Origin of the sequence: Nitrogeniibacter aestuarii (genome assembly GCF_017309585.1) — a bacterium.
GTDB lineage: Bacteria > Pseudomonadota > Gammaproteobacteria > Burkholderiales > Rhodocyclaceae > Nitrogeniibacter > Nitrogeniibacter aestuarii.
Window position 1 is genome coordinate 1,010,380 of sequence record NZ_CP071321.1, and the last position, 17,512, is coordinate 1,027,891.

At 65.5% G+C, this 17,512-nt stretch carries 21 protein-coding genes; 15 read left to right on the forward strand and 6 right to left on the reverse strand.

The genetic code is table 11. The features are described from left to right. Window positions 1-34 precede the first annotated feature (34 nt). From J0W34_RS04700 to J0W34_RS04710, 3 genes are read left to right on the forward strand one after another with little or no spacing between them, the layout of a single operon-like run. Window positions 35-472, forward strand: a complete 438-nt coding sequence (locus J0W34_RS04700) for a c-type cytochrome (RefSeq protein ID WP_230970896.1) — start codon at window positions 35-37, stop codon at window positions 470-472. 30 nt (window positions 473-502) lie between these two features. Continuing rightward, a complete protein-coding gene (locus J0W34_RS04705) occupies window positions 503-949 on the forward strand; it encodes a DUF411 domain-containing protein (protein ID WP_407941135.1) in 447 nt (148 codons plus the stop codon). A gap of 43 nt (window positions 950-992) precedes the next feature. Then, window positions 993-1,313, forward strand: coding sequence for a hypothetical protein (locus J0W34_RS04710; protein ID WP_227815826.1), 321 nt, complete (start codon window positions 993-995; stop codon window positions 1,311-1,313). Window positions 1,314-1,344: 31 nt separating this feature from the next. On the opposite strand, the gene J0W34_RS04715 is transcribed toward J0W34_RS04710, so the two are convergent. Further along, window positions 1,345-2,220, reverse strand: a complete 876-nt coding sequence (locus tag J0W34_RS04715; protein ID WP_230970897.1) for a cation transporter — start codon at window positions 2,218-2,220, stop codon at window positions 1,345-1,347. 150 nt (window positions 2,221-2,370) lie between these two features. Here J0W34_RS04715 and J0W34_RS04720 point away from each other — a divergent pair, with 150 nt between their 5' ends. The 12 genes from J0W34_RS04720 (at window position 2,371) to J0W34_RS04775 (ending at window position 14,023) form a co-directional block, all read left to right on the forward strand. Then, window positions 2,371-3,297 (forward strand): hypothetical protein, encoded by a 927-nt coding sequence (locus J0W34_RS04720; RefSeq protein WP_230970898.1) that lies wholly within the window; start codon window positions 2,371-2,373, stop codon window positions 3,295-3,297. Beyond that, entirely contained in the window at window positions 3,294-3,998 is a 705-nt protein-coding gene (locus J0W34_RS04725) for an AzlC family ABC transporter permease (protein ID WP_230970899.1), read from the forward strand. The genes J0W34_RS04720 and J0W34_RS04725 overlap by 4 nt, the downstream gene beginning before the upstream one ends. Next, entirely contained in the window at window positions 3,998-4,321 is a 324-nt protein-coding gene (locus J0W34_RS04730; RefSeq protein WP_227815830.1) for an AzlD domain-containing protein, read from the forward strand. The genes J0W34_RS04725 and J0W34_RS04730 overlap by 1 nt, the downstream gene beginning before the upstream one ends. 206 nt (window positions 4,322-4,527) lie before the next feature. Continuing rightward, window positions 4,528-6,465: a TAT-dependent nitrous-oxide reductase gene (gene nosZ / locus J0W34_RS04735; RefSeq protein ID WP_230970900.1), complete on the forward strand. Its 1,938-nt coding sequence runs from the start codon at window positions 4,528-4,530 to the stop codon at window positions 6,463-6,465. Between the two features lie 170 nt (window positions 6,466-6,635). Next, window positions 6,636-8,774, forward strand: coding sequence for a NosR/NirI family protein (locus tag J0W34_RS04740; protein WP_230971639.1), 2,139 nt, complete (start codon window positions 6,636-6,638; stop codon window positions 8,772-8,774). A 91-nt stretch (window positions 8,775-8,865) separates the two neighbouring features. Further along, on the forward strand, window positions 8,866-9,291 hold the full coding sequence (locus J0W34_RS04745; protein ID WP_230970901.1) for a transcription regulator: 426 nt from the start codon (window positions 8,866-8,868) through the stop codon (window positions 9,289-9,291). 22 nt (window positions 9,292-9,313) lie between these two features. Then, window positions 9,314-10,582 (forward strand): nitrous oxide reductase family maturation protein NosD, encoded by a 1,269-nt coding sequence (locus J0W34_RS04750; RefSeq protein WP_230970902.1) that lies wholly within the window; start codon window positions 9,314-9,316, stop codon window positions 10,580-10,582. Next, window positions 10,554-11,501 (forward strand): ABC transporter ATP-binding protein, encoded by a 948-nt coding sequence (locus tag J0W34_RS04755; RefSeq protein ID WP_230970903.1) that lies wholly within the window; start codon window positions 10,554-10,556, stop codon window positions 11,499-11,501. Before J0W34_RS04750 ends, J0W34_RS04755 begins: the two co-directional genes overlap by 29 nt. Before the next feature lie 8 nt (window positions 11,502-11,509). Then, window positions 11,510-12,331, forward strand: coding sequence for an ABC transporter permease (locus tag J0W34_RS04760; RefSeq protein ID WP_331001541.1), 822 nt, complete (start codon window positions 11,510-11,512; stop codon window positions 12,329-12,331). Continuing rightward, window positions 12,331-12,867, forward strand: coding sequence for a nitrous oxide reductase accessory protein NosL (locus J0W34_RS04765; protein WP_331001533.1), 537 nt, complete (start codon window positions 12,331-12,333; stop codon window positions 12,865-12,867). Before J0W34_RS04760 ends, J0W34_RS04765 begins: the two co-directional genes overlap by 1 nt. 35 nt (window positions 12,868-12,902) lie before the next feature. After that, window positions 12,903-13,535, forward strand: a complete 633-nt coding sequence (locus J0W34_RS04770) for a nitrous oxide reductase accessory protein NosL (RefSeq protein WP_230970905.1) — start codon at window positions 12,903-12,905, stop codon at window positions 13,533-13,535. A gap of 83 nt (window positions 13,536-13,618) precedes the next feature. Then, a complete protein-coding gene (locus J0W34_RS04775; RefSeq protein WP_230970906.1) occupies window positions 13,619-14,023 on the forward strand; it encodes a c-type cytochrome in 405 nt (134 codons plus the stop codon). A gap of 65 nt (window positions 14,024-14,088) precedes the next feature. Here J0W34_RS04775 and J0W34_RS04780 read toward each other — a convergent pair whose 3' ends face one another. From J0W34_RS04780 to J0W34_RS04800, 5 genes are all read right to left on the reverse strand, one after another. Continuing rightward, complete coding sequence (locus tag J0W34_RS04780; protein WP_230970907.1) at window positions 14,089-14,331, reverse strand: hypothetical protein; 243 nt, start codon at window positions 14,329-14,331, stop codon at window positions 14,089-14,091. Beyond that, entirely contained in the window at window positions 14,328-14,939 is a 612-nt protein-coding gene (gene rpsD / locus J0W34_RS04785; RefSeq protein ID WP_230970908.1) for a 30S ribosomal protein S4, read from the reverse strand. The genes J0W34_RS04780 and rpsD overlap by 4 nt, the downstream gene beginning before the upstream one ends. A gap of 168 nt (window positions 14,940-15,107) precedes the next feature. Next, window positions 15,108-15,560, reverse strand: a complete 453-nt coding sequence (locus J0W34_RS04790; RefSeq protein WP_230970909.1) for an ExbD/TolR family protein — start codon at window positions 15,558-15,560, stop codon at window positions 15,108-15,110. After that, window positions 15,560-16,303 (reverse strand): MotA/TolQ/ExbB proton channel family protein, encoded by a 744-nt coding sequence (locus J0W34_RS04795; RefSeq protein ID WP_227815841.1) that lies wholly within the window; start codon window positions 16,301-16,303, stop codon window positions 15,560-15,562. Before J0W34_RS04795 ends, J0W34_RS04790 begins: the two co-directional genes overlap by 1 nt. A gap of 2 nt (window positions 16,304-16,305) precedes the next feature. Further along, on the reverse strand, window positions 16,306-17,082 hold the full coding sequence (locus J0W34_RS04800) for an energy transducer TonB (protein ID WP_230970910.1): 777 nt from the start codon (window positions 17,080-17,082) through the stop codon (window positions 16,306-16,308). Between the last annotated feature and the right edge of the window lie 430 nt (window positions 17,083-17,512).

A 17,512-nucleotide genomic window follows, 5' to 3' on the forward strand; every position in this document is an offset into this window, starting at 1 on the left:
TGGGCGCCTGATTGAGATCCGAACGGAGCCTTTCATGTTCTCTTCGATTCGCCGATACGGGGCTGTCGTCATGCTGGTCGTCCTGGCCGGCTGTGGCGATTCACCCGACGATGCTGCGCGCGATCTGACGCGCGGCGAAGCGCTGTATGCACAGCACTGCGCCAGCTGCCACGGAGCCGACCTCGCGGGTCAGCCCAACTGGCGAGAGCGCAAACCCGACGGGCGCCTGCCGGCGCCGCCCCACGATGCCAGCGGTCACACCTGGCATCATCCGATGGAACTGCTCTTCGAGATGACCAAGCACGGTCTGGTGCCGCCCGTGGCGCCGGAGGGCTACAAGAGCGACATGCCCGGATTCGGGCAGGTACTCTCGGATGATGAAATCCGTGACGTGCTGGCGTACATTGAAAGCACTTGGCCCGAGCAGGTTCGGGCCGCGCGCGAGCAGCGCTTTGGTGCCTCCGGGCGCTGAAGCGCGCCCGCGACACAAGGAATCAACACCATGAAAAACCTCAAGACACTCGCGGTCGCCCTGATCGCGCCCTGGATGATCAATGCCGCCATGGCCGAGACAGCCCTGCCGGAGGTCACCATGTACAAGTCACCCTCCTGCGGCTGCTGCGGCAAGTGGGCAGAGCACATGCGCGAGGCCGGTTTCGCGGTCAAGGAGTTGCATAGTGACCGGATGGACCGGGTGAAGGCGCAGCTCGGTATCCCCGAGGCGATGGGTTCCTGCCACACCGCACGCGTGGGCAATTACCTGGTCGAGGGCCATGTGCCGGCGGCGGACGTCAAGCGCATGCTGGAGGAGAAGCCTGAGGTTGCCGGCCTGTCTGCGCCCGGCATGCCGCAGGGCTCACCGGGTATGGAAGGGCCTTACCCGCCCGACCGATATGACGTGATGGCCTTCGAGCGCGACGGCACGGCGAGCGTTTTCGCCAGCCACTGAGCGCACCGGCGGGGGCTGCGACGCAGCCCCCGGGGAGAACGAGATGAAACGCACGATGATTTTTGCCGCAGCCGTCACCCTGCTGCTCGCCACGTCTGTCCAGGCGCAGGAGCATCGGCGCTCCGTGACGGGCGACAAGGCCACCGACATGGCGGTGGATCTGGTGGTGGTGCGCCCGCTCGGGCTGGTCGGGGCGGCGGTGGGTACGGTGGGCTGGGTGCTGGCGTTACCGTTCACGCTACCCAGCGGGTCGAGCAAGGAGACCGCCAAGGAATGGATCGGCGATCCGCTCGAATACACCTTTGACCGCCCTCTGGGAAATTTCGAGCAGTGTGGAGACGATCGTCACCCCTGCGGGAACTGAAGCCGGCGGCGGAAACCGGTAGCGCGGTCGTTCAATCGGCCTTGAGCCGCAGGATGCGCCAGGCTCCGTGCAGGATCAGGCCGCCGATGGCGGTGCCGATGATCCAGTCCGGCCAGGCGCTGCCCAGCCAGCCGACCAGCACCCCGGCGATGATCACGCCGACGTTGGCGATGGCGTCATTGGCGGTGAAGATCCAGCTGGCTTTCATGTGGGCTTCGCCGTCCCGGTGCTTGGCCAGCAGCAGCACACACATCAGATTGGCCGCCAGCGCCAGAAACGCAATGCCGAGCATCACCGGTGGCTGGGGTTCGGCGCCGACCCAGACGCGACGGGCGACTTCGAGCAAAATGCCGACCCCCAGAATCAGCTGAAGCCAGCCCGACAGGTGCGCCGTCTTCAGCTTCTTGTGGGCGGCGCCGCCCACGGCCGCCAGGGCGAGACCATAGACGGCGGCGTCGGCGAACATGTCCAGGCCATCGGCCAGCAGACCGGTGGACTCGGCGATCCAGCCGGCAATCATTTCGATCACGAACATCAGGCCGTTGATGGCCATGAGCTGCCACAGCACCGTGCGCTCATCCTGCTCCGGGGGCGGTGCGTCATGGCAGGCTTCGCTGTCGAGCAAGGTGTGTCCGAAACCCAGCGGCGCCAGGTCGCTGGCGATCCGGTGGGGGTCGGTGTTGTGCCAGACCGTGAGGATGCGTTCCGGCAAGTCGAATCCCAGCTGGACAATGCCGGGCCGCTCGGCCAGGCGCATGCGCACCAGTTGCTCTTCACTGGGGCAATCCATGCCCGGGAGCAGGTAACGGCTGCGGGTGCTGGCGTCCCCCGGCACGGGCGACGCTGCGTCGGGGGTGGTCGAGCAGGTGCTCGATGAGCAGTGACAATCGGACACGGTGGACGTCATGGCGAAGGAAAACCTCAGTCTAACCCTGCTTCTGCTGCCATGCACCATGGCCGGACGCATCTGTTCAAATCGGCTCACAGTTGACCGGCAGGCCCTTGGGCGGGCCGGGTAGAATGGGGCGCTTGATTCGAACGAATGCAGGAGTGTGTCGTGGTCACACAAGTGGAGTGCCGGGGCGAAAAGATCAGTGAAGTGGCACCAACCGTCGAGATCGTGCTCAGGGAACTGGTGCGTCGCATCTGCGCGCGCGACCAGACACTTGAGGGCGTGCCCGGCCACGTGGTGATTGCCGATGACTTTGCCGCAGCGCTGGTGTCCCTGGGGGAGCAACCCCCACCGGCCGGTGCGATCCTGCCGACCGTGGCACGTACCCTGTACCGCGAAGCCGGGGCCGTGCTGGTGCTCGAAAGCGAACAGGTGGCCAAGGCGCTGGGCGGTGAAGCCGAAGACATGGCCCGCTTCGTTCACCTGTTGCATGCCGAGATGTGGCGCATGCGCCTGCATCTGGACGCGCTGTCCGCCGGCGAAGATGCCCTGGGCGCCTGGCAGGATTCCGTGTTCGACAGCCAGATGCGTCCCGTGGTCGAGGCCATGCGCAGCGAGTACGCGGTGACCCGGCGCTCGGTGTGGTCACTGCCGGCCGATGCGGATCTCATGCTCAAGCATTTCATGGATGTGGTCGATGCCTTGCCACCCGCCACGCAGGAAGACGTTACGCTGGCCATGGCAAGCAATGACCTCGACGGCCTGTTCGTGCGCAGTCTGGGTCGTATCGCCCATCTGGTGCAGACCGCGGCGCATGCACAGGGCTATCTGGCCGGTCTGGGCAAACCGCTGGGGGCCATCAGCCCCGAGCTGGAAGCCGCCCTGTCACAGAGCTTTTTCGGCCCGCACTGGGGGCCGCTGACCGAACAGCTCGATGCGCTTTACTGCGCTCCGGGTGCCGAAGCTGTCGAAGCCCAGCGCCATGTTGTCCAGGAAACGCTGGTGGCCGTGTTCGCCAGCCTCGGGCTGCAGGTTCGCCGTGCCGAGGATGGCGGCGTCTGGATCGAGCCGGGCGTGACCAAGGGCGCATGAAACCGGCTTTTCGCGCGGGTGCGGGCGAGGGCTTTCGGGCCTTCCTGCCGCTGTCGATCGGCCTGATTCCATGGGCGATCGTCACCGGTGTGGCCATGCAGTCGGCAGGTTTGTCCATGGCCCAGGCCATGGGCATGAACGTGATCGTCTTTGCTGCGGTTGCGCAGATCGGCACCTTGCCCTTGATTGTCGCGGATGCGCCCCTTTGGCTGGTCGGTCTGACGGCGCTGGCGCTCAACCTCAGGTTCATGATCTTCAGTGCCGCCATTGCCCGGGGCTTCGAGGGGATTGGTGTGTTTCGCCGCCTCATCTGCGGATACCTGCTGATTGACGGGATCTTTGCGGTCTGTACGGATCGCATGTTGCGCGAACCCGATCGGGACTTTCGGCTGGGGTATTACCTGGCGCCAGCGGCCTGGGGATGGTGCCTGTGGCAGGTGTCCACGTTCGTCGGTGTGTTGGGGGCGGACGTCCTGCCGCGCGACTGGTCACTGGATTTCATGGCGCCCATCGCATTGTTGGTGATTCTGGTCTCCCTGACACGGCAGCGCCCGATGCTGGTGGCTGCCGCGACTGGCGGAACGGCTTCGGTCCTGCTGCAGGACATGCCGCTCAAGCTCGGTGTGATCGTTGCGATTCTGATTGGCATGATTGCCGGTTTTCTGGCGCAGCGCGCGCTGCGCCGCGCGGAGGCGGGGTGATGGACGGGCTCTGGTTCTGGCTGGCCCTGGTGGTCGCCGCACTGGCGACTCATGGCCCACGCGGCAGCTTCATCGTGCTGGGGCGGCGCGCCAGGATGCCGGCCGGCGTTCAGGACGCCTTGAGGTTCGCCCCCGCTGCGGCCCTGGCCGCCGTCATTGCGCCAAGTGTTTTTGTTGCCGGTCATGAAGTGGTCATCGTCAGCCCGAAACTGCTGGCAGCCATTGCCGTCATCGGGGTCACTCTGCGCTGGCGAAATCCCTGGCTCCCCTTTGCCGTCGGCATGGCGGTTCTGCTCACCCTGACCAAGGGATTCGGCCTCTAAACGGCACGCCCCGGCGCGGTCCGGCGGCTCATCGGCGGCGCTTGTTTCAGATCAAGGAGCCGCCTGACCCCCCTTCCTAGAATGCCCCTGCGACAAATTGCCGCATGCCGCAGCGATATTCACATCAACTGCGGTCCTGGGGACGCGGGCTGACCTGCGTGTCCATCCTCGACACGGAACACCGCTTGAAAGGGGAGCGACCCGAGATGAAAGACATCGACAAGACACCAGACACGCTGCCGGACGAAGGCCGCCGGAAGTTCCTCAATACCGCCGCTTTTGCGGGCCTTGCCGGCGCCGGTGCGTCCATTGGCCTGTCGGCCTGCAACAGTGACAAGGCGGCGCCGGCCGCCACCGCAACGGTCGCCGCACCGGCCGAGGCATCCGAATTCGGTAAATATGAAGTGCCGCCGGGCGAGCTCGACGAGTACTACGTCTTCTCCAGTGGCGGTCACTCGGGCGAAGTGCGTATCTATGGCCTGCCCTCGGGGCGCGAGCTCAAGCGCATTCCGGTGTTCAACATGGATTGCATGGTGGGCTGGGGGATCACCAACGAGTCGAAGGCGGTGATCGGTACCCGCCCTGACGGTCAGCCCAAATACCACACCGGTGACACCCACCATGTGCATCTGTCCTACACCGATGGCACCTATGACGGCCGCTACCTGTTCGTGAACGACAAGATCCACGGCCGTCTCGGGCGCATCCGCATGGACACCATGGAATGCGACAAGATCACCGAAATCCCGAACATTCAGGGTTTTCACGGTACCTTCCCGGACAAGCGTGATCCGGTCGATGCTGCCATCAACCACACCACCCGGGTGTTCTGCGGCGCCGAGTTCTCCATCCCGCTGCCCAACGATGGTTCGGTGCTCGAGGACGCCAGCCAGTACAAGTCGCTGTTCACCTGCATCAACGCGGACACCATGGAAGTGGCCTGGCAGGCCCTGATCGATGGCAACTGCGATCTGGTGGCCACCTCGTATGACGGCAAGCTCGCCGCCACCAACCAGTACAACACCGAGATGGGCGCACTGTATGAAGAGATGATGGCCTCCGAAATGGATGCCTGCCTGTTCTTCAACGTGGCGCGTATCGAAGCGGCGGTCAAGGCCGGCAAGTTCACCACCGTGGGCAACTCGTCGGTGCCGGTGGTCGATGCCACCAAGGCCGCCAACCAGGACCCGAAGAGTGCGCTGGTCTGCTACGTGCCGATCCCGAAGAACCCGCACGGGGTGAACATCAGCCCGGACGGCAAGTACTACGCCTGCTCCGGCAAGTTGTCGCCGACGGCCTCGGTCATCGAGCACGAGAAGGTGCTGGCCTGGTTCGATGGCGCGCTCGACGACGCCCGCAAGGCCGTGGTTGCCGAGCCGGAAATCGGCCTCGGCCCGCTGCACACCGGCTTCGACAACAAGGGGAACGCCTACACCACGCTGTTCCTGGACAGCCAGATCGTGAAGTGGAACGTGGAGGCCGCCATCAAGTCCTTCAACGGTGACCAGAACGCCCAGGTGGTGCTCGACCGCATCGATGTGCACTACCAGCCGGGTCACGGTTTCACCTCCATGGGCGAGACCAGGGAGTCCGACGGCCGTTACTTCATCTCGGACAACAAGTTCTCCAAGGACCGTTTCCTGCCGGTCGGGCCGCTGCACGCGGAGACCGCCCAGCTGATCGACATCAGTGGCGACAAGATGAAGCTGGTGGCCGATCACTCGGTCTATTCCGAGCCGCATGATTCGATCATCGTGCGCCGCGACATCGTCAAGACGCGCCAGATCTACAGCATCGATGACTTCCCGCTGGCCATCAAGGATCCGAAGGAATCCGGCGTGTTCCGTGATGGCAACAAGGTGACGGTGAAAATCACCAGCCAGGCACCGGCCTTCAGCCTGCGCGACTTCAAGGTGAAGGTCGGGGACGAGGTGACGATCATCCTCACCAACCTGGACAAGGTGGAAGATCTGACCCACGCCATGGCGATCCCGAAGTACGACATCAACTTCGTGGTCAATCCGCAGCAGACCCAGTCGGTCACCTTCAAGGCCGACAAGCCCGGGGTGTTCTGGTGCTACTGCACCAACTTCTGCCACGCGCTTCACCTGGAGATGCGCTCGCGCATGTACGTCGAAGCCTGATCGGCATCCGCGCCATGACAACGGGGGCCTGTGCAAGGCCCCCGTTGTCTTTCCGGGCCGGCGACGGCCCGCAGAATTGAGATGAAACAAGGCCGCTAGCCGTCTTGAATATTAGCCTTTCATCATTCAGTTGCCTGTCACCGGAATTCCAGATGTTGCTCCAGAAATTGATGCGTTTTGCCGTGCTGTTCGCCGCCTGTCTGGGGGCGAACACGGCAGCCCTGGCCGATGCCTACGAGGCCAAACTGCCCCCGGAACTGACCCAGTCGCCGAGGCTGTGCGACTACGCACCCTGCGAACAGGTCTTGCCCGGCGCCGACAGCTTCTCCGAGCGCAAGGGACAGCCGCCCTACGTGGAGGGCTATCGCGGGCAAGGCAGCGAAAAGACCCTGGTCGGCTACGTGATGCTGTCGACCGACATCACGGACATTCCCGCCTACTCGGGCAAGCCGGTGGTGACCCTGATCGGCATGGATGCCACCGGGCACTTCACCGGCGTGAAGGTGCTCAAGCACTCCGAGCCGATCCTGCTGCTCGGCATTCCCGAGTCGGCGCTCATCGAATTCAACAACCAGTATCTGGGCAAGTTCGTGGGCGACAACATCGAGGTGGGGCGCTCTCGACCGGAGGAGGGCGTGATCGGGCTCGATGCCATCACCGGCGCCACGGTCACCGTGATCGCCCAGAACCAGGTGATGATGCTCTCCGGCGGCGAGGTGGCCAAACAGGTCGGCATCCTCGAGCCCACCGTGCGTCCGCAGGCGCAGTTTGTGGATGTGGGCCAGACACCGGACTGGGCCACGCTGGTCGAAGAAGGCAGCGTCCAGCGCCTGAGTGTCGATCCTGCCGAAGTGGGCGCCGCGTCGCGGGGCGAGCCCTACATCGATCTGTGGTTCGGCTATCTGAACCAGCCGACCGTGGGCCGGGCCATTCTCGGTGACGGGGGCTACAACGGGCTGATGTCGCGTCTGGGCCCGGACGATCACGCCCTGTTCATCATCCGCACCGGCGGGCAGGAGTCCTTCAAGGGCTCGGGCTTCGTGCGTGGCGGCATCTACGACCGGGTGCAGGTGCGCCAGGGGCGCGACGCGTTCACCTTCCGTGACACCGACTATCTCAACCTGTACGGCATCAACGCGGCGGGGGCACCGCGCTTCAGCGAATCGGCGATTTTCATCGTCCGCTCCAAGGCTTTTTCGGCGGCCTATCCATGGAAGCTGGTGTTCCTGGCCAACAAGATGGACAAGGCCACAGGCGCGCGTACGTTCGCCAACTTCGATACGGCTTACTGGCTGCCCGAGCGCTATCTGGAGGGCGGGCGCCCCGAGGTGATCGAGCCGGATGCCGTCTGGGTGCGCATCTGGAAAGACCGGGCGCCGCAGATCGCCCTGTTTCTGGCATTCCTGGTGGGCATCGGTGTGGTCTACGGGCGTCGCGACGCGCTGGTGCGTCGCGCCACTCACAAGAACAAATGGGCGGTCAATGGCTTCAAGTACGTCGGCTGGCTGGTGAGCATCGGGTTTGTCGGCTTCGGCCTGCTGGCGCAGCCGTCGATCACCCAGGTGCTGACCTGGTTCCATTCCCTGCTGTTCCAGTGGCAGTGGGAGCTGTTCCTGTCCGATCCGTTCATCTTCCTGTTCTGGATCTTCATCATCATCACCGTCTTCCTGTGGGGGCGCGGGCTGTTCTGCGGTTGGGCGTGCCCGTTCGGCTCATTGTCGGAGCTGCTCTACAAGGTGGGTGGCGCAATCGGTCTCAAGCGCTATCAGTTCAAGCTGCCGCGGCGCTGGCACGACCGCCTCAAGTGGGTGAAGTACGCCGTGTTCTTCGGTCTGCTCGGGGTGAGCCTGTTCTCCATGGGGCTGGCCGAAAAGCTGGCCGAGGTGGAGCCATTCAAGACCACCTTCCTGGTCGGCCTCTTCAATCGCAGCTGGCCCTACACCCTGTTTGCCGCCGGCCTGCTCGGGTTGTCGATCTTCATCGAGCGGCCGTTCTGCAAGTACCTGTGTCCGCTGGGGGCGGCGCTGGCCATGCCCACGACCTTCCGCTGGTTCGGCCTGAAGCGCAAACAGGAGTGCGATTCGTGCAAGGCCTGCGCGGTCGGATGCGGCTCTCAGGCCATCGACGCGGACGGGCGGATCGATCAGCGCGAATGCCTGTTGTGCCTCGATTGCATGGTCTATTACTACGAACCTCACGCCTGCCCGCCGCTGGCACAGGAGCGCAAGCGACGCACCCGCGCCGGGGTGACGCTCACGCCCATCGGCGCCGATGGCTACTACATCCCCATCAAGCCGGTCACGGAATGACGCGCGCTTGATCACGATCATGGGCGCGGCGACGCCCAGCCGATAGATTGGTCCCGACCCGAATCGAGAACCCACAGGAGCGATGGTCCGAATGGTTGATCCGAGAATGCCGAGCGAGCCCGTGACCCCGGCCTTTGCCGGCCGTGCGCCGATGTCGCGCTGGGTGGCCGAGGCGGGCGAGCACCTCTGGCCCTGGCACCGTGGCGCGTTTGCCGAACACCGGCTGATGCACACATTGGCCTTGGTGGCGGCGCTCGCCGTCAGTGTTGTCTGGACTCTGGCGGCCGCCGGCGAGCTGGCCAGCGGCATGGTGATTGGCTGGTGGTTCGGCTGGAGCCTGCTCGAAATTCCGGTGCGCCTCAAGACCAAGCCGTATGTGAAGGAGGGGCCCTGGTGGGGCGCCCGTTTCCGCCGTGCCTCGGTGATGGACATGGTCTGCTACGTCCTGTTCAAGAACCTGCTCATCGGTGCGGTGCTGTTTCTGACCCTCAAGGCTCTGGGGCGGCTGGTTGCCTGAGCGGGCGACGGCACGATGGATCATGCGTTACCGCGCCCTTCTTTCCCTCTGTCTTGGTCTGACGATACTGCCGGTGGCTGCGGCCACGCTGGTCGTGGCCGAGGGCGAGTCGATCCAGAACGCCATTGACCGGGCCGCCGTCGGCGATACGGTGAGCGTCGAGCCCGGCCACTACACGGAAAATCTGCACATCGACAAGCCGCTGACCCTGAGCGGTCGGCAGCGCCCGACGCTCAGTGGTGGGCTCGAGGGCGATGTGATCCGGGTGCGTTCGCCCCGGGTGGTGATCGACGGCCTGATCATCCGCGACTCGGGTGGCGACCAGAAGGCACAGAACGCGGGGATCTACCTGGAGCCGAAATCCGACGGCGTGATCGTGCGCAATTGCGACCTGACCTACAACCTGTTCGGCCTGTGGATCGAAACCTCGCGCGGGGTGCAGGTGCTGAACAATCTCATCACCGGCAAGCGCGACTTCATCTCCCCGCGCCGGGGGAACGGCATCCAGCTGTACAACGCCAGCGAGGCCCTGATCGTGGGCAACCGGATCAGTTTCGTGCGCGACGGCATCTACGTGGACGTCTCCCACCACGCGGTCTTTCGCAACAACCGCATCCACAACGTGCGCTACGGCACCCATTACATGAACTCGCACAACAATGTGTGGGAGGGCAACGAGTCGTACCACAACCGGGGCGGGCTGGCGCTGATGATGACCCGCAACCAGGTGGTGCGGAACAACCGGGCCTGGGGCAATTCCGACCACGGCATCATGTTGCGCACCATTCAGGATTCGGTGATCGAGAACAACGTGGTGGCGGGCAACGCCCGGGGCTTTTTCATCTACGACGCCGAGTACAACACCCTGCGCGACAACCTGGTGGTGGACAACACCGTGGGGGTGCACCTGTGGGCGGGCTCGTACCGCAACGTGGCTGAAGGCAACGACTTCGTCGAGAACCGCACCCAGATCAAGTACGTGGCCAGCCGTGACGAGGAGTGGGGCGGCGGCACGGGCAACTTCTGGAGCAATTACAGCGGATGGGATCGCGACGGCGATGGCCGGGGCGATGTGCGCTACGCCGCCAACGACATGGTCGACCGGCTGGGCTGGAAGTTTCCGACCCTGCGGCTGTTGCTGGCCAGCCCGGCCGTGCAGACCCTCAAGCTCGTGGCACAGCAGTTTCCGCTGCTGCGTGCCCCCAGCATTGTCGATCCCCATCCGAGAATGAAACCCAAGCACAGCGATTGGAGCCAATGGCGTGGCCGATACTTTCCAACAACGCGATGACGGGGCGGTCGCGCCGGGCGTGATTGCCGTGCGCGGTGTGCACAAGCATTTCGGTCGCACCCGTGCGGTGGACGGCGTCGATCTGGAGATCCGCGCCGGTGAGCTGTTCGGGCTGATCGGCCACAACGGCGCGGGCAAGAGCACCCTGTTCAAGATGATGCTCGGCCTGATCGAACCCAGCGCCGGCGAGATCCGCATCAACGGGGTGCCGGTGTCGGGCGGTGACTTTCGCCAGGTGCGCCGGCAGGTGGGTTACCTGCCCGAGTCCGTGGTGCTCTACGACAACCTCACGGCGGTTGAAACCCTCCAGTTCTTTGCGCGCCTCAAGGGCGTGGCGCGGCCCGACATCGGGGGCGTGCTCGAGCGCGTGGGCTTGGCCCACGCCGCCCGCCGGCGGGTTCGCGAGTACTCCAAGGGGATGCGACAGCGCCTCGGGTTTGCGCAGGCACTGCTCGGCTCGCCGCGCCTGCTGTTTCTGGACGAGCCCACCTCGGGGCTGGACCCGGAGGCCATCCGTGGTTTCTACGCCACCTTGCGTCAATTGCGCGACGAGGGCGTCACCGTGGTGACCACCTCGCACATCCTGGCCGAGATCCAGGAGCGGGTGGATCGGCTTGCCATCATGGCCGCCGGTCAGGTGCAGGCCTGCGGCACCGTCCAGGCCTTGCGCGAACGCATGGACCTGCCGCTGCGCCTGCGGGTGCATGGCGCGCCCGAGGCCATGCTGGCGATCCGGGGGGCGCTCGACGCGCTGGCACTGGGGCGGGTCGACGCGCACGACGATCATGTGTCGGTCGAATGCCGACGCGATCTCAAGATGCCGGTCATCGCAGCGCTCTCGGCGCTGGGCGCCCAGGTGCGCGACCTGACCGTGATCGAACCGTCGCTCGAAGACGTGTTCTTCGGCTTTGCCGACTAGGGGGCATGATGGAACTGACTCAGATCACCACCGTGGCCGGCAAGGAATTCTGGGACCGGGTGCGCAATCGCTGGGTGCTGGCGGTGGCGCTCGTCTTTGCCGTGTTTGCCCTGGCCATTGCCTATTTCGGTTCAGCGCAGCAAGGCAGCGTCGGTTTCAGCTCGATCGAGGTGACCATCGCCAGCCTGGTGAGTCTGGTGATCTATCTCATCCCGCTCATCGCCCTGCTGCTCGGCTTCGATGCGATTGTCGGCGAACGCGAGCGTGGTTCGCTCGATCTGCTGCTGTCCTTGCCCATCACGCGCACCGAATTGCTGCTGGGCAAGTATCTCGGCCTGGCGGGCGCACTGACGTTTTCGACGCTCGCCGGTTTCGGGCTCGTGGCCATCGTGCTGGCCAGCCGGCTGGACCTCACGTCGCTGTTCCATTTCTTCGGCTTCATGTTCAGTTCGGTGCTGCTCGGCTGCGCCTTCCTCAGCCTGGCCGTGATGCTGTCGGTGTTCGCCGCCGACCGCACACGGGCCTCGGGGCTTGCCATTGCCACCTGGTTCTTCTTCGTGCTGGTGTTCGACCTGGCCCTGCTCGGCATCCTGGTCGGCACGGGCGGGCAGTGGGGGGGCGAGGCCTTGCCCTATGCCCTGATGTTCAACCCGGCCGACGTGTTCCGCATTCTCAATATTTTCTCGCTCGACGACGTGCGCAACCTGTACGGGCTCGCCACCGTGTTCCCGGCGCAGCTGGCGAGTCCCTGGCTGCTCGGACTCATCATGGCGGCGTGGGTTGTGTTGCCGCTGAGTGTGGCGGCCTGGCGCTTTCGGAGGACCTGCTGATGACCCAAGCGTTTTCATTCCGCTGCGCGGCCCTGGGGCTGCTCATGTTCAGTACCGCCGCGCTGGTGGGGTGTGAGGCCGGTGGCGGGCGCGACAAGGCGCTGGTTCCGGTGGAGATCTCGGCGGGAACCACGTGCTCGCTCGATGGCATGTTGCTGGCCGACTACCCGGGCCCGAAGGCTCAGATGCATTACGCCGGCGGCACCGAGGCGGAATGGTTCTGCGACACCATCGAGATGTTCAACGTGATCATGCACCCGGAGCAGGCGCGTCGCGTCGAGGCCCTATATGTGCAGGACATGGGCCAGGCTGACTGGGCGAGCCCAAAAGGCCACTGGATCGACGCGCGCAGTGCCCTCTATGTGTTCGGCTCCCGTCTGCATGGCTCCATGGGGCCGACGGCGGCAGCCTTCGCCAACGAGGCCGATGCCAGACGTTTCATCGACGCGAATGGCGGGCGATTGCTGCGCTTCGATGAAGTCACGCCCGAGATGGTCGTGCTTGATGGTGGTGCGCAGCACGATCATACGATGTAGGCCATGACGTGATCGACCGCAGGGGAGCAGGCGCATTGGTTCGAAGAGGCGGGTTCGTCGCACGTATCGGCCTCTTTGCGCTCGTGATCCTGACCCTGTTTGCCGCCGGTCGCCTGGTGCCCTCGGCCACGCCTGCCGTTCCGGCGGCGGACGATCTGTGCGTGGTCGCGCCGACCCGGATCGAGGCGCTGCCCGCCGAGGCCTTCCCCGGTCTGCGGCCGGATCAGGCGCGGGCGATTCCCGCCGATGCCCGCTGCAGTGTCTGCGGCATGTATCCGGCGCGTTCGGCCCGCTTCGCGGCGCAACTGATCTACGACGACGGGGCCACGCGGTTTTTCGATTCGCCGGTCGATCTGGTGCACTTCATGCGCGAGCGTGGCCAGCTGGACACAGCGCGTCAGACTCAGGCGCTGGCGGCCCGCTTCGTCACGGCCTTCGGTCAGGGCCGGTGGCTGGCGTTCGAAGACGCCGTCTTCGTGCACGGGAGCGATGTCGCCGGGCCCATGCGGGTTGATGGCGCGCCCGCATTTGCCGACCTGCCATCTGCCCGGCGTTTCATCGCGGCCCATGGCGGCACCCTGGTGCGCGGCGGGGCCGAGTTGACCCGGCGTCTGTCCGCTGCACCGACGAACGCCGGATCGCCGTCCGGACACGGGCACATGCACTGAGGCCGTCCGGCTTGATGCGCGTCAATGGCAGCGTCATCCGGGCCCATTAGGATCCGTCACAGACCTGAACACGGAGAGATCACATGAAGAACGCAAAACTCATCCTCGCAGCCACCCTGGCCCTGACCTTGGGCGCATGCGGGGGAAACGACGCACCGGCGCCCGAAGCCGCCAAGCCGGCACCCGCGCCTCAGGCGAGCGCGCCTGCGCCCGCCCCGGCACCAGCGGCCGGCGGCGGCGAGGGCGAGAAGGTGTACAAGAAGGTGTGCGCCCTGTGTCACTCGTCCGGCGTGGCCGGCGCGCCGATCCCCGGGAACAAGGCCGACTGGGACGCGCGTATCGCCCAGGGCGAGGACGTGCTCTACAAGCACGCCATCGAAGGCTTCACGGGTGAAAAAGGCATGATGCCGCCGCGCGGTGGTGGCAGCAACCTGACCGACGACGAAGTGAAAGCCGGCGTCGACTACATGGTGGGCAAGCTCAAGTAAGCCCCCATCGAGGCGGAGGGAGACACAAAGGAGGCCCTGGCGGCCTCCTTTGTGTTTCTCGGGCGTCAGCAGCTGGGCGCGCGATCCGCACTGGTGATGGCCAGCGTCTGCCAGTCGCCGAGCAACTGCCGCGCACACTCGCGCACGGCCGCTGGCTGGCGCGCGTCGGCAGACAGGGATCGTAACTGCTGCCCGGCCGCGGCCGCCAGCGAGGGGTTGCGGGTGCTGGCAAAGCGGGTCACCAGTTGCAGGGTCGCCACGAGACCGAGTTCGGGATGCTCCGGGTACTCCGGCAGGGTGTCTATCACATGCTCACCGCGTAGTATTCGACCACGTCCTGCACGCTCACCGGGAAGGGCACTTCGTCCGCCTCCGGGGTGCGTGCGACCACGGCGCTGCCGTCGCTCGCATTGACGGACAGCCACTCGGGGCAGGTCAGCGCGGGCTCGTTGAGCGTCTCGATCACCATCGGGATCTTGCGTGCCTTGTCGGTCAGCGTGAGGGTGTCGCCCGGCTTGATGCGAATGGATGGAATATTGACCGCCTTGCCGTTGAGCAGCACATGGCGATGGCGCACCAGCTGCCGGGCAGCGACGCCGGTGGGGGCGAAGCCGGCACGAAACACGGCATTGTCGAGCCGGCTCTCGAGCAGTTGCAGCAGGCGCTCGCCAGTGGCGATGCGGCTGCGTTTCGCTTCCTTGAACAGCCGGCGCAACTGGCCCTCGGTGAGGCCGTAGTTGAAGCGCAGCTTCTGTTTTTCGATGAGCTTGAGGCCGTAGTCCGATTTGCGACGCTGGCGCAGACCATGCTGGCCCGGGGGGTGGCTGCGCTCTCCGAGTGATTTGCGTGACAGGCCGGGCAGCTCGGTGCCCAGGGCGCGCATGACGCGCATGCGCGGGCCGGTATAACGGGACATGGTGTCCTCCTTCCTGTTCGGGTCGGGATGGGCGCGCCCGGCGAGCGGGGCGCGGTTCAACAGGAAGGGGCGAAGGGCGTGCAGCCTGACATGGCGAGTCCTGGGGTGAGACGGACGGGCTGGCTGCCGATCGGGTGGCGGGCTGGTCCTTGATGGGGGGCTGAATCTTCAGGGATTCGGGGGGGACGTACCTGCCTCGGCCTGTCCGGTTTCGGGGAGCGTCACGAAACCCAGCTTCTCGATGCCGGCCTGTCGGGCCGCCGCCATGAGGCGCGCAATGGCTTCATAGCGCGTGGCCTTGTCGGCGCGCAGGTGCAATTCGGGCTGAGGTGTCTTGTCGGCTTCGACGGCCAGGCGTTGCTCCAGCACGGTCTCTTCGATCGGGTCGTCGTTCCAGAACAGTTGGCCGGATTCGTTGAGCGACACCGTGATGGTCTCCGGATCGACCTGGGTCGGTTCGTTGGTGGCCGTGGGCAGATCGATCTTCACCGAGTGGGTCAGCAGCGGGGCCGTGATCATGAAAATGATCAGCAGCACCAGCATCACATCCACCAACGGGGTGGTGTTGATCTCGCTCATGGGGGCGTTGTTGCCGCCCTCGCCGAAGCCGCCGAAAGCCATTACGCCACCTCGCTCGTGACCGCGCGCTTGGCGACCGGTTTGACGCCCGTGGGCGTACCGACCCGGGCGCCCGTCGTGAAGAACGCGTGCAGATCGTGGGCAAAGCCGTCGAGTTCGGACAGCTCGACCCGGTTGGCCCGGTTGAAGCCGTTGTAGGCCAGCACGGCCGGAATGGCAACGAACAGACCGAAGGCCGTCATGATCAGGGCTTCGCCCACCGGGCCGGCCACCTTGTCGATGGTGGCTGCGCCGGAGACGCTGATGGTCGTGAGCGCATGGTAGATACCCCACACCGTGCCGAACAGCCCCACGAACGGCGCGGTGGCGCCGATGGAGGCGAGTATCGTGAGGCCGCGTTCGAGCACGCCCGTGCATTCGGCAATGGCCCGGCGCAGCGCACGGGTGACGAATTCACCGGCGTCGAGCTTGCTGCCCAGGGTCGCTTCGGCCGCGTGGCGGGTGCAGTGTTCATGTGCCGCGGCGGCCTGGCGCGCCAGATGGGTGCACGGCGCGTTGCTTGCCTTGGCGCTCATGCGTTCGAGCCCTTCGCTGATCGAGGCGGCCTGCCAGAACGCTTCGATGGCGCCGGCCTGCCGCTTGGCACTCAGGAAGCGGATTCCCTTGGTCAGGATGAGGTACCAGCTCACCAGTGACATGGTGACGAGCAGCACGGCGGTGCTTCGGGTGATGAAGTCGGATTGTGCCCACAGCTGGGCGACTCCGAAGGCGTTTTGAGCCTCCATGATCAGCGATCCTCCAGTTTGAATTCGATGGGCACGATCACCCAGGACGCAATGGGCGTACCGCCCTGTTTGGCAGGGACGAAGCGCCATTGCGCCACAGCGCGGCGTGCCGCGTCATCCAGGCGGTTGTGGCCGGACGACTGGTGCAGGTTAACTTGTTCGGGCGCACCTTCGGGGCTCACACGCACCCGTAGCAATACCTTGCCGGTTTCATTGAGTCGGCGGGACAGGCGCGGATAGGCCGGGCGCGGGTTGTTCAGGTAGGCGGCGTCGAAGCTGGCCTGGGTCACCGGGGCGGCGGCCTGTGAGGCGACCGGCGCCTGCACCGGGGCCGATGGCGCAGGCGGGGCCGGTGGCGCGGGCGTGGGCTCGGCCGGCACTTCAGCGACCGGAGGCGGCGTGGGCTCGGGGGCAGGCTCGGGCTTGGGCTCGGAAATCGCCTTCTTCGGTGTCGGGCGCGGCCGGGGCTTGGGCTTGACCACCGGTTTGGGCGGTTCCGGTTTTTTCACCTCGGGCACAGGGGGCGGCGGCACCGGCTTGGGGGGCGCCGGGGGGGTGACCACCGGCGGTGGCGCGACCGGCTTCGGCGCGGGCGGTGCGATCAGGGCGACTTCAATGGTCTTGGGGGGCTCCGGCAGTGTCGTGTCCGACATGCGGTGCGCGATGTACCCGAGCAGCAGCGCGTGGGCGAGCACGATGATGCCGAATCGGAGCACGGCGCTGAGCCATGCCATCGGGCCGTGATCGACCAGGTTGAGAGCGGGGGCGGTGGAGACCATGACCGGCGATTCTAACGCGACAGCGTCTGTGCTGCCGCCCGATTCGGAGTGTGCGACGTTCTGGCGCATGTGCGGTCAGGGTTGGTGGGGCAGAGCGCTGCTGATCAGCAGATCGAGCAGCACGGCGAGGCCCACCAGTGTCAATGCGGTTTGCAGGATGATGGCGCGACGGCGATGGGCGTTGTGCTGGGGCATGGTGCTTCGGGTACGTCGCGTGGGCTGTGGCTGGCAATGAGTGGCGGCCACTCGGTCGGACTGTGATGCAAGGCTCCATCATCGGAGCGGGATCTTCTGAGAGCCCATCTGCCTGAAATGGTCGAACCGGATCTTCGGGCGGGCGCGTTGTGCTGCGGTGTTTTCGAGTAAGGACTCGAACGGCGGCTTCAGCGCCTGCAGCGCGGCTGGCCTTGCATGGCACGCATGTCTTCGG

Bases quoted from the DNA above. Each gene is read 5' to 3' on its own strand.
- J0W34_RS04715 (WP_230970897.1), bottom strand. From the start codon at position 2,220: ATGACGTCCACCGTGTCCGATTGTCACTGCTCATCGAGCACCTGCTCG.
- rpsD (WP_230970908.1), bottom strand. From the start codon at position 14,939: ATGTCCCGTTATACCGGCCCGCGCATGCGCGTCATGCGCGCCCTGGGC.
- J0W34_RS04710 (WP_227815826.1), top strand. From the start codon at position 993: ATGAAACGCACGATGATTTTTGCCGCAGCCGTCACCCTGCTGCTCGCC.
- J0W34_RS04795 (WP_227815841.1), bottom strand. From the start codon at position 16,303: ATGGAGGCTCAAAACGCCTTCGGAGTCGCCCAGCTGTGGGCACAATCC.
- J0W34_RS04775 (WP_230970906.1), top strand. From the start codon at position 13,619: ATGAAGAACGCAAAACTCATCCTCGCAGCCACCCTGGCCCTGACCTTG.
- J0W34_RS04750 (WP_230970902.1), top strand. From the start codon at position 9,314: ATGCGTTACCGCGCCCTTCTTTCCCTCTGTCTTGGTCTGACGATACTG.
- J0W34_RS04760 (WP_331001541.1), top strand. From the start codon at position 11,510: ATGGAACTGACTCAGATCACCACCGTGGCCGGCAAGGAATTCTGGGAC.
- J0W34_RS04700 (WP_230970896.1), top strand. From the start codon at position 35: ATGTTCTCTTCGATTCGCCGATACGGGGCTGTCGTCATGCTGGTCGTC.
- J0W34_RS04740 (WP_230971639.1), top strand. From the start codon at position 6,636: ATGCGTTTTGCCGTGCTGTTCGCCGCCTGTCTGGGGGCGAACACGGCA.
- J0W34_RS04745 (WP_230970901.1), top strand. From the start codon at position 8,866: ATGGTTGATCCGAGAATGCCGAGCGAGCCCGTGACCCCGGCCTTTGCC.
- nosZ (WP_230970900.1), top strand. From the start codon at position 4,528: ATGAAAGACATCGACAAGACACCAGACACGCTGCCGGACGAAGGCCGC.
- J0W34_RS04730 (WP_227815830.1), top strand. From the start codon at position 3,998: ATGGACGGGCTCTGGTTCTGGCTGGCCCTGGTGGTCGCCGCACTGGCG.
- J0W34_RS04790 (WP_230970909.1), bottom strand. From the start codon at position 15,560: ATGGCTTTCGGCGGCTTCGGCGAGGGCGGCAACAACGCCCCCATGAGC.
- J0W34_RS04800 (WP_230970910.1), bottom strand. From the start codon at position 17,082: ATGGTCTCCACCGCCCCCGCTCTCAACCTGGTCGATCACGGCCCGATG.
- J0W34_RS04705 (WP_407941135.1), top strand. From the start codon at position 503: ATGAAAAACCTCAAGACACTCGCGGTCGCCCTGATCGCGCCCTGGATG.
- J0W34_RS04725 (WP_230970899.1), top strand. From the start codon at position 3,294: ATGAAACCGGCTTTTCGCGCGGGTGCGGGCGAGGGCTTTCGGGCCTTC.
- J0W34_RS04765 (WP_331001533.1), top strand. From the start codon at position 12,331: ATGACCCAAGCGTTTTCATTCCGCTGCGCGGCCCTGGGGCTGCTCATG.